Annotated in this window: 5 protein-coding genes and 2 pseudogenes; 5 read left to right on the forward strand and 2 right to left on the reverse strand. The window is 70.7% G+C overall.

What is annotated here, in order from left to right; genetic code table 11:
• Positions 1–47 precede the first annotated feature (47 nt).
• From ACWCO3_RS29345 to ACWCO3_RS29365, 5 genes and pseudogenes are all read left to right on the forward strand, one after another.
• Positions 48–1,661 (forward strand): annotated as a pseudogene (locus ACWCO3_RS29345) (alkaline phosphatase D family protein); the annotation flags it as partial.
• A gap of 10 nt (positions 1,662–1,671) precedes the next feature.
• Positions 1,672–2,112: a MarR family winged helix-turn-helix transcriptional regulator gene (locus tag ACWCO3_RS29350; protein WP_231924400.1), complete on the forward strand. Its 441-nt coding sequence runs from the start codon at positions 1,672–1,674 to the stop codon at positions 2,110–2,112.
• Between the two features lie 145 nt (positions 2,113–2,257).
• Entirely contained in the window at positions 2,258–3,877 is a 1,620-nt protein-coding gene (locus tag ACWCO3_RS29355; RefSeq protein ID WP_357933581.1) for an MDR family MFS transporter, read from the forward strand.
• A 9-nt stretch (positions 3,878–3,886) separates the two neighbouring features.
• On the forward strand, positions 3,887–4,381 hold the full coding sequence (locus ACWCO3_RS29360) for a universal stress protein (protein ID WP_450013131.1): 495 nt from the start codon (positions 3,887–3,889) through the stop codon (positions 4,379–4,381).
• Positions 4,382–4,425: 44 nt separating this feature from the next.
• Positions 4,426–4,947, forward strand: coding sequence for a DinB family protein (locus tag ACWCO3_RS29365; RefSeq protein ID WP_145785099.1), 522 nt, complete (start codon positions 4,426–4,428; stop codon positions 4,945–4,947).
• Positions 4,948–4,954: 7 nt separating this feature from the next.
• Here ACWCO3_RS29365 and ACWCO3_RS29370 read toward each other — a convergent pair whose 3' ends face one another.
• Positions 4,955–5,575, reverse strand: a complete 621-nt coding sequence (locus ACWCO3_RS29370; protein ID WP_145785100.1) for an HAD-IA family hydrolase — start codon at positions 5,573–5,575, stop codon at positions 4,955–4,957.
• Positions 5,575–6,669: pseudogene (locus tag ACWCO3_RS29375) on the reverse strand (chromosome segregation protein SMC); the annotation flags it as partial. The gene ACWCO3_RS29370 and the pseudogene ACWCO3_RS29375, both read right to left, overlap by 1 nt.

Consider the following 6,669-nt stretch of genomic DNA (forward strand, 5'->3'; position numbering starts at 1 on the left):
GAAGGCAGCCGTCGCGACACCCGCCAGAGACATGGTGACCGCGGAGAGGACCCAACGGCACCGCGCCCACCTTCTCGGCGTACGACCACCACTACGCGCTCGTGGTGGTGGAGGGGCTCACTCCGGACAGCGAGACCACCTACGAGGTGCTGGTCGACGACGAGCTGGTCTGGCCGGTGTCGAGCAGCGGCTTCCCGCCGAGCGTGATCCGCACCCGGGCCGCTGACGACCGGGACCAGCCGGTCAGCCTGATCTTCGGCTCGTGCCGGGAGACCACCCAGCACGCCACGACCCGAAAGTTGCCGCCGGACGCGCTGGACGCGTACGCCCGAAGGCTGATGGCCGACCCGGAGTCGAACCCGCTACCGGACCTGCTGGTGCTGCTCGGTGACCAGGTCTACGCCGACGTCACGTCGCCCACGGTGCGCCGGTTGCTGCGTCGGCGGCGGCGGCGTCCGAAGGGCGCTCCGGCCGATCAGGTGGTGAGCTTCGACGAGTACACCAAGCTCTACCTGGAGTCCTGGCGTGATCCGGAGATCCGTTGGCTGCTCTCCACAGTGCCAAGCGTGATGATCTTCGACGATCACGAGATCATCGACGACTGGAACACCTCGGCGGCCTGGCGGGCGGAGGTTCGCGAGCAGCCGTGGTGGCAGGAGCGGATCGGCAGCGGGCTGGCCTCGTACTGGGTCTACCAGCACCTGGGCAACCTCTCCCCCGACGAGATCACCGCCGACCCGGTCTTCGCGAAGGTCGTCGCCGCCGAGGACGCGACAGGTGTGCTGCGCGAGTTCGGGCACCGGGTCGACCAGGAGTCGGACGTGGCGCACGACACGGAGCGCTGGCGCGCGGTGCAGTACCAGTGGAGTTACGCACTGGACCTGGGGCGTACCCGCCTGGTCATGCTCGACAACCGGTGCAGTCGGGTGCTCGACCCGGGCAACCGGGCGATGCTGCCACCGGGCGAGTGGTCCTGGTTCCTGGACCAGGCGCACGGGGTCTACGACCACCTCGTGGTCGGCGCCTCGCTGCCCTGGCTGCTGCCGCAGGGCATCCACCACATCGAGGCGTGGAACGAGAAGCTGGCGGAGTCGCGTCGCCCGTGGGTGGCGCGCGGGGCGGAGAAGCTGCGTCGCGCACTGGACCTGGAGCACTGGGCGGCGTTCCGGCGTTCCTTCGAGGGGCTCGCGGAGACCTTCGCCCGGATCGGCACCGGCACTCCGAGGGAGTCCGGCGCGCGGATCGGCGCCGGTCCGGCGTACGCCCCACCGGCGTCGATCAGTGTGCTCTCCGGGGACGTGCACCACTCGTACGTGGCCCGGGCCCGGTTCGGTGACCCGGCGGTGGTCACGCCCGTGCACCAGCTCACCTGTTCACCGATCCACAACCAGGTGCCGGCCGGTATCCGTCCGCTGATGAAGCTGGGTTGGTCGGCCGGTCCGGCTGGTGCCACCCGGGCGCTGGCGCGTTCCGCCGGCGTACGCCGACCGAGCGTGCGGTGGCGCAAGCTGGCGGGGCCGTTCTTCGGCAACGCGGTCGCGACCCTGACGCATCGGGGGCGCGGGGCGGACGTGGTCATCGAGGGCACCACGAAGGACGGGCACCTACGCACCGTGATGCGGCGTCGACTGTCGGCCGCCGCACCACCGACCTCGCCGTAGTCTCTACGCCGTGGACGAGCACCTGCCGGAACCGATCAGGGCGGTCGAGCACGAGTTGACCGCTCTACTGCGTCGTGGGCGGGCGGTCTCCTGGGAGATCGCCCGCGAGGTGCACCCCAACCTGGAGCCGAACACCTACGGGCTGCTGCTCTGGCTGCGGCGCAGCGGGTCGATCCGGTTGACCGAGTTGGCGGCGCGCCTCGGTGTGGGCAAGGGGACGTTGAGCCGACAGATCAACGCCCTGGAGGTCCTCGGCCTGGTCTACCGCGATCCGGATCCGAGTGATCGGCGGGCCGCGCAGATCAGCCTCACCGAGGAGGGGCAGCATCGGTTCGACGTGGCCAGGGCCGCCCGGCTGGGCGAGTTCGTGCGCGCGCTGGACGGCTGGCCGGAGCGGGACATCGAGGAACTCGCCAGGCTGCTCGGCCGGCTCAACGACTCCTGGTCCTGAACCCGGGGTGACGGGGAATACGGCACCCGCTCCCCAGGTTGTTGCCTGAGGCAACCAAGCATACGGTTGCCCCAGGCAACTCTCAGGCGGCCCGCATGTCAGCCCGCCGCCGTTCCACATCGACTCCGCTCGGAGGCACCAAACGATGAGCCAGGCGACAGCGCCCACCAAGGCGACCGCCGTCGACATGACCCACCGGCAGATCCTGGAGGCACTCTCCGGCCTGCTGCTGGGCCTGTTCGTCGCGATTCTCTCTTCCACGGTCATCTCGAACGCGCTGCCGCGGATCATCACCGAACTGCACGGCGGCCAGTCCGCGTACACCTGGGTGGTCACCTCAGCCCTGCTCGCGACCACCGCAACCACCCCAATCTGGGGCAAACTTGCCGACCTGACCAGTAAGAAGACACTCGTCCAACTCGCCCTGGGCATCTACGTGCTGGGCTCGGTCCTGGCCGGCCTCGCCCAGGGCACCGGCGAGCTGATCGCCTGCCGCGTGCTCCAGGGCATCGGCGCCGGCGGTCTCACCGCACTGGCCCAGGTGATCATGGCCACGATGATCTCGCCGCGCGAGCGGGGCCGCTACAGCGGCTACCTCGGGGCCGTGATGGCCGTCGGCACCATCGGCGGCCCGCTGATCGGCGGCGTGATCGTGGACACCTCCTGGCTCGGCTGGCGCTGGTGCTTCTACGTCGGCGTGCCGTTCGCCATCGTGGCGCTGATCGTGCTGCAGAAGACCCTGAAGCTGCCCGTGGTCAAGCGGAAGGCCCAGATCGACTGGTGGGGCGCCACCCTGATCACCGCGGCCGTGTCGCTGCTGCTGATCTGGGTCTCGCTCGCCGGTGACCAGTTCGCCTGGGCGTCCTGGCAGACCGCCGCCATGGTCCTCGGCGCGCTCGTTCTCGGCGCCCTGGCGATCCGGGTCGAGACCCGGGCCGCCGAGCCGATGATCCCGCCGCGCCTGTTCCGCAACCGCACCATCACCCTCGCCGTCGTCGCCAGCATCGCGGTCGGCGTGGGGATGTTCGGCGCGTCGATCTTCCTGGGCCAGTACTTCCAGATCAGCCGCGGTCAGAGCCCGACCATGTCCGGCCTGATGACCCTGCCGATGATCCTCGGCCTGCTGGTCGCCTCCACCGTGATCGGACGGGTCATCACGAAGACCGGCCGGTGGAAGCGGTACCTGGTGATCGGCTCGGCGCTGCTCACCATCGGCTTCGCGCTGATGGGCACGCTGCGCGCGGACACCAACTTCGCCCTGCTCAGCGTCTACATGGCGGTCATCGGTGTCGGCCTGGGCATGACCATGCAGAACCTGGTCCTCGCCGTGCAGAACACCGTCGGCCCGCACGAGCTCGGCGCGGCCAGCTCGGTGGTCGCGTTCTTCCGCAGCCTCGGTGGCGCGATCGGTGTCTCCGCTCTCGGCGCGGTCCTCGCCCACAAGGTCAAGGACTACACCGCCGACGGGCTGACCCAGCTCGGTATCCCCGCGTCCAGCTCCGGCTCCGGCGGCGCCCTGCCCGACGTGCACACCCTGCCCGGCCCGCTGCGGGCCGTGGTGGAGAGCGCGTACGGCCACGGTGCCGGTGACATCTTCCTGACCGCCGCGCCCTTCGCCCTGATCGCGTTGATCGCTGTGGCCTTCATCAAGGAGGTGCCGCTGCGGCAGCACAACGGCGACCCGGTTTCGGCGGAGGTCGAGCGGGAATCGACAGTCGCTGCCGGCGCCGGCGCGGTCGTGGTCCGTACCGGCGAGCAGAGGTGAGGTAGAGCCATGAGCGTGGGAGCACCGGACCGCGAGGAGTACGGCCCCCAGACCCGATCGCTGCCCTTCGAACGAGGCACGGACGGCCCTAGGGTGATCATGGTGGGCGTCGACGGCACCCGCACCTCCGAGCGGGCCGGCTCCTACGCCGCGGGTCTGGCCCGTCGGCAGGGCGCCGCCCTGGTCGTGGTCTTCGTCAGCTCGGCGAGCGGCCTGACCGCCCTGGTGCCCGGCATGGACGCCGGCGCGGTCCAGCGCACCCACGACGAGTTGGCCGACGAGCTGCGCCGGGAGTGCCGGCGCGCGGCCGAGCAGTGGGGCATCCCGGTGACGTTCGTCTGCCGGCGCGGCGACGCGTACGGGGAGTTGTGCGCGGCGGCCGACGAGTTCCAGGCCGACATGCTGCTGGTGGGCGCGTCCGAGCAGGCCGGTCACCGGCTGGTCGGCTCGGTCGCCACCCGCCTGGTGCGGGCCGGTCGCTGGCCCGTCGTCGTGGTGCCCTGATAACCCGTCGCGGGATGTCGGGTGTGCACGGCAGGATGCGCGGCATGACGTGGACCGCACCGGAGATCACCCGGACCCCCGAACCGTACGTCGGTGACGAGCGCACCATGCTCGACGGCTGGCTCGACTACCACCGCCAGACCCTGCTGCTCAAGTGCTCCGGGTTGACCGAAGAGCAGCTGCGGACGCCGAGCGTGCAACCCTCCGGGCTGACCCTGCTCGGCCTGGTCCGACACCTGGCCGAGGTGGAGGCCTGGTGGTTCCGGGAGAACTTCGCCGCCCAGCCTGTCGACTACCCGTACTTCACCCCGGAGACGCCGGACGCCGACCACGACGTCAGCGAGGCCGACGCCGAGGCGGACTTCGCCATCTTCCACCGGGAGGTGGCACTGGCCCGCGAGGCCGCCGCCGGCCACTCGCTCGACGAGACGTTCATCGAGGTCGGCGGGAAGAAGCGCACCTTCAACCTGCGCTGGGTGTACGTGCACATGATCGAGGAGTACGCCCGGCACAACGGCCACGCCGACCTGATCCGGGAACGCATCGACGGCGTCACCGGCGAGTGACAGGCGCTCAGTAGTCCAGGGCCGCCCGCAGGTAGCGCAGGTCGGCGTGACCGCCCCAGCGGTGCGCCGACAGCCCGGCGGCGCGGGCGCCCCGGACGGCCCAGTCCTCGTCGTCGACGAAGAGGACGCGGGCCGGCGCCGTGGCCAGCGCCACGCAGGCGCCCTGGAAATACTCCGGGGCTGGCTTGTGCACACCGAGCGTCGACGAGTTGACCACCACGTCGAACTCACCGGCCAGCCCGAGGTCCGCCAGGTCGGCGTCGAGCAGGTCGGTGGCGTTGGTGCCGAGGCCGACAGTGATGCCGGCGGCGCGCACCTCCCGGACGAAGTCGAGCACCTCGGTGTCCACCTCGCCCCGGTAGCGCTGCCACTGCTCCACCGCCGCCCGGGCGCGGTCCGGACCGCCGGCCGGCTCGGCCAGCGCGTCGGCCACGCTGTCCACCCACTGGGCGTGACTGAGCTGGCCGGTGAGCACCGGCCGGAGTCGGCCCCACTGCATGGCGATCTCGAGGAGAACCCCGTCGGCGAGGCCGTACTCCCGCTCCACGCCGGCGGCCACCGCCGGGTCGAACCGGCGCAGTACGCCGTCCAGATCCAGCAGGAGCGCCGTCGCGCGTTCCCGAGCCACTACCCGTTCTCCTCGCCGCGGCCGTGCCGCTCGTCGTCCTCGTCGGCCCTGTTGAGCCGTTGGCTGATCACCTGGGTGACCCCGCTGCGCATGGTGACCCCGTAGAGCGCGTCAGCGATCTCCATCGTCCGCTTCTGGTGGGTGATGACGATCAGCTGACTCTTCTCCCGCAACTGTGCCATCAACGTGATCAACCGGCCCAGATTCACGTCGTCCAGGGCCGCCTCCACCTCGTCCATGATGTAGAACGGGCTGGGCCGGGCACGGAAGATCGCCACCAACATGGCCACCGCGGTCAGCGACCGCTCGCCACCGGAGAGCAGCGACAGCCGCTTGATCTTCTTGCCCGGTGGGCGGGCCTCCACCTCGACGCCTGTGGTGAGCAGGTCGTCCGGCTCGGTGAGGATCAGCCGGCCCTCGCCGCCGGGGAAGAGCACGTTGAACACCTGCTCGAACTCCCGGGCAGTGTCCTCGAACGCGCTGGCGAAGACCTCCAGGATCCGCTCGTCCACGTCCTTGACCACAGTGAGCAGGTCCCGACGGGTGGCCTTGAGATCCTCCAACTGCTCGGAGAGGAACTTGAAACGCTCCTCCAGCGCGGCGAACTCCTCCAGCGCGAGCGGATTGACCTTGCCGAGCAGGGTCAGCTCCCGTTCCGCCTTGGCAGCCCGCTTCTCCTGCACCGGCCGTTCGTAGCGGACCGGCTCGGGCACCGGCAGGCCGTCGCGTTCGGCCGTGGCGATGTCGACAGGTGTCGGCGGGACCGGCTGCGTCGGGCCGTACTCGGCCACCAGCGTCTCCACGTCCAGCCCGAAGTCCTCGGCGGCCTTCGCCTCCAACTGCTCGATGCGCAGCCGTTGCTCCGCGCGGGCGACCTCGTCGCGGTGGACCTGGCTGGTCAATCGCTCCAGCTCCGCGCCGAGCCGCTTCGCCGCGCCGCGTACCTCCTGGAGCTCCGCCTCGCGGGCGGCGCGCTCCCGGGCGACCTCGTCGCGGTGTTCCTCGGCCGTCGCGATCGAGGTGGTGAGCCGGGTGAGCGCCTCCCGACCGCGTCGGCCAGTCGGGGCAGGTCGTGGTCGACGAGCTGGGACTGC

The sequence above is a fragment of the Micromonospora sp. NPDC002411 genome (assembly GCF_053592955.1).